Source organism: Nostoc sp. (genome assembly GCF_036917935.1).
Taxonomy (GTDB): domain Bacteria; phylum Cyanobacteriota; class Cyanobacteriia; order Cyanobacteriales; family Nostocaceae; genus Nostoc.
In genome coordinates this window covers 1-2,642 of sequence record NZ_JBALEL010000010.1, presented here as the reverse complement: position 1 = coordinate 2,642, position 2,642 = coordinate 1, and the positions used below count along the sequence as shown (strand labels likewise).

Here is a 2,642-nt window from a genome sequence, read left to right as displayed (position 1 = left end):
GCATTAATTATATATTTAGTAGTATATAGTACTTTGAAGTACGTAAACTTGATTAGCGATCGCTCTTGGGAAAAAACTTTTTGGTTTACTGGTTAAATATCTTGTTTTTCTTTAGCGCTTTCTGTGCCCCTGTGGTTTATAAGTAATTTATTTAACCACTATAGATACAGAAAACACAGAGTAAAGAGCTTAAAAAGTAATTTCTTGATTAAACTTTTTACCTACCTTGAAAGAGCAAGTCCTAACACTTTCTACTCAAGATTGAGGCTTCCAACCTAAATTCCCTTTTCTATAGGAAAGTGCAATGTCTTTTAAAACTGCGCCAAACTGGTTACAAGGTCTAGGAGTTGCCATTGTCAGTGCAGTTACCTTATATGCAAATATCTCAGTTGCCCAAATCACCCCAGACGGCACTCTGCCAAATAATTCCAATGTGAAATTAGAGGGCAATAGCAGGATTATTGAGGGTGGAACCACACGAGGTGCTAATCTGTTCCACAGCTTTGAGGAGTTCTCTGTTCTCAATGGCTCAACAGCTTTGTTTAATAATGCTCTGGATATTCAAAATATTATTAGTCGAGTCACAGGTAAGTCTATCTCTAATATTGATGGTTTAATCAAATCTAACGGCACAGCCAATGTGTTTCTGATGAATCCCAATGGGATTATTTTTGGTAAAAATGCCAGTTTGAATATCGGCGGTTCGTTTGTTGCCACAACAGTGAATGCCATAGGGTTTGACAATTTGGGATTTTTCAGTGCCTCGAATCCAGAAGCACGCTCACCGTTGTTAACAGTAAATCCAAATGCCTTATTATTTAATCAAATTGCTGCTGCACCGATTCAAAATAGTTCGACTGCACCAGCAGAATCTACTCCTGGTGGTGGTGATGCACTTGGTCTACGTGTCCCAGATGGTCGGAGTTTGCTGCTAGTAGGCGGCGATATCAAAATGGATGGTGGAGGATTGAATGCTTTTGGTGGACTCGTCGAGTTCGGTGGGTTAGCTGGTGCGGGAACAGTCGGGTTGAATGGAGATGGTAATAATCTAAGTTTGAGTTTTCCCGATAGTGTAGAAAGAAGCGATATTTTCCTTAGCAATGGTGCTGTTGTAAATGTGATTGCTGGCGATGGTGGTAGTATCGCGGTTAATGCCCGGAATTTAGAGATGACAAGACAAAGTGCCCTGTTTGCAGGGATAGAGAGTGGACTGGGTTCTGATAATAGTAGGGCGGGAAACATTACGGTTAATGCCACGGTTGCAATAAATCTTAACAATGGGAGTCTAATTGCTAATCAGGTAGAACCAAAAGCAAATGGACAGGCAGGTGATATCAATATAAGTGCTAGCAGATTACAAATTTCGGGTGGTGCACAGGTAAGTGCTCGTACAGGCGGTGCGGGCAATGGTGGTTCTTTGAGGGTTAATGCCCAAGATGTGCAAATCATTGGTAGAAGCGCTAATAATCGATTTGCCAGTAGCTTGGGTGCTTCTGCACAGCCAAACTCAACAGGGGATGCGGGTGATTTGACGATCAAAACTAATACTTTGCTAGTACGAGATGGAGCACAGGTAGCATCTAGTACATTTGGTGCGGGTAAGGGTGGTTCTTTGAGCGTTGATGCCCAAGATGTGCAACTGATTGGTACAAGCGCTGATGGTCTGTATCCCAGTGGCTTGTTTGCTTCTGCACAGCCAAACTCAACAGGGGATGCGGGCGATCTTACGGTAAGAACTAATACCTTGGTAGTGCGAAATGGGGCAGTGGTAAGTACTTCTACATTTACTAAGGGCAAAGGGGGTTCTTTAAGCGTTGATGCCCAAGACGTGCAACTGATTGGTACAAGCGCTGGTGGTCAGTCTCCCAGTAGCTTGACTACTTTTGCACAGCCAAACTCAACAGGGGATGCGGGTAATCTTATAGTCAGAACTAATACCTTGCTAGTGCGAGATGGGGCAAATGCAATTGCTAGTACTTCCGGTGCGGGCAAGGGGGGTCTTTTAAGCGTTGATGCCTCTGATGTGCAAGTGATTGGTAGAAGCGCTGATGGTCAGCAGTTTTTCAGTGGCTTAGGTGCTAATGCAGGGCGAAACTCAACAGGTAATGCGGGTGATTTTACGCTAACAACTAATACTTTGCTAGTGCGAGATGAGGCAAAAGTAAGCGTGGAAAGTCTCGGAACAGGAACCGCAGGCAACATGACATTAAATGCTCGCTCTATCCGTTTAAATAACAATGCCTCACTCAGCGCCACTACACGCAGCCCTAAAGTTGACCCGAATAGAGAACAGGCGACAATTAACATTGACTCACGAGATTTAATAATAGGTCGTAATAGCAATATCAGAACTGATGCCCAAGGAGAAAACGTCATCGGTGGTAACATCAATATCAATGCCGATGTCTTGGCTGCTTTTGAAAATAGCGATATTACTGCCGACTCTGATGACTTTCGTGGCGGGAATGTCAGAATCAATACTAAAGGTATCTTTGGTCTTCAGTTTCGGGATATACTTTCCCCAAACACAAGCGACATCACCGCCACCGGATACTGTTGGCGAATTCCCCAAACAGCTAAACTGAACCGATTAGTTCAGCAATGAAACGATTGAGAAGCTTCTGAGCAGTTTTATACCCAGT

At 43.5% G+C, this 2,642-nt stretch carries 1 protein-coding gene; it reads left to right on the top strand.

Annotated elements, in window-relative coordinates:
* Nucleotides 1–304 precede the first annotated feature (304 nt).
* Nucleotides 305–2,605 carry a two-partner secretion domain-containing protein gene (locus V7K62_RS05305; RefSeq protein ID WP_334862417.1) on the top strand — a complete coding sequence of 767 codons (2,301 nt, stop codon included), beginning with the start codon at nucleotides 305–307 and terminating at the stop codon, nucleotides 2,603–2,605.
* Nucleotides 2,606–2,642 lie beyond the last annotated feature (37 nt).

Excerpts from the sequence above, each read along its gene's own strand:
- V7K62_RS05305 (WP_334862417.1), top strand. The coding sequence starts at position 305 with ATGTCTTTTAAAACTGCGCCAAACTGGTTACAAGGTCTAGGAGTTGCC.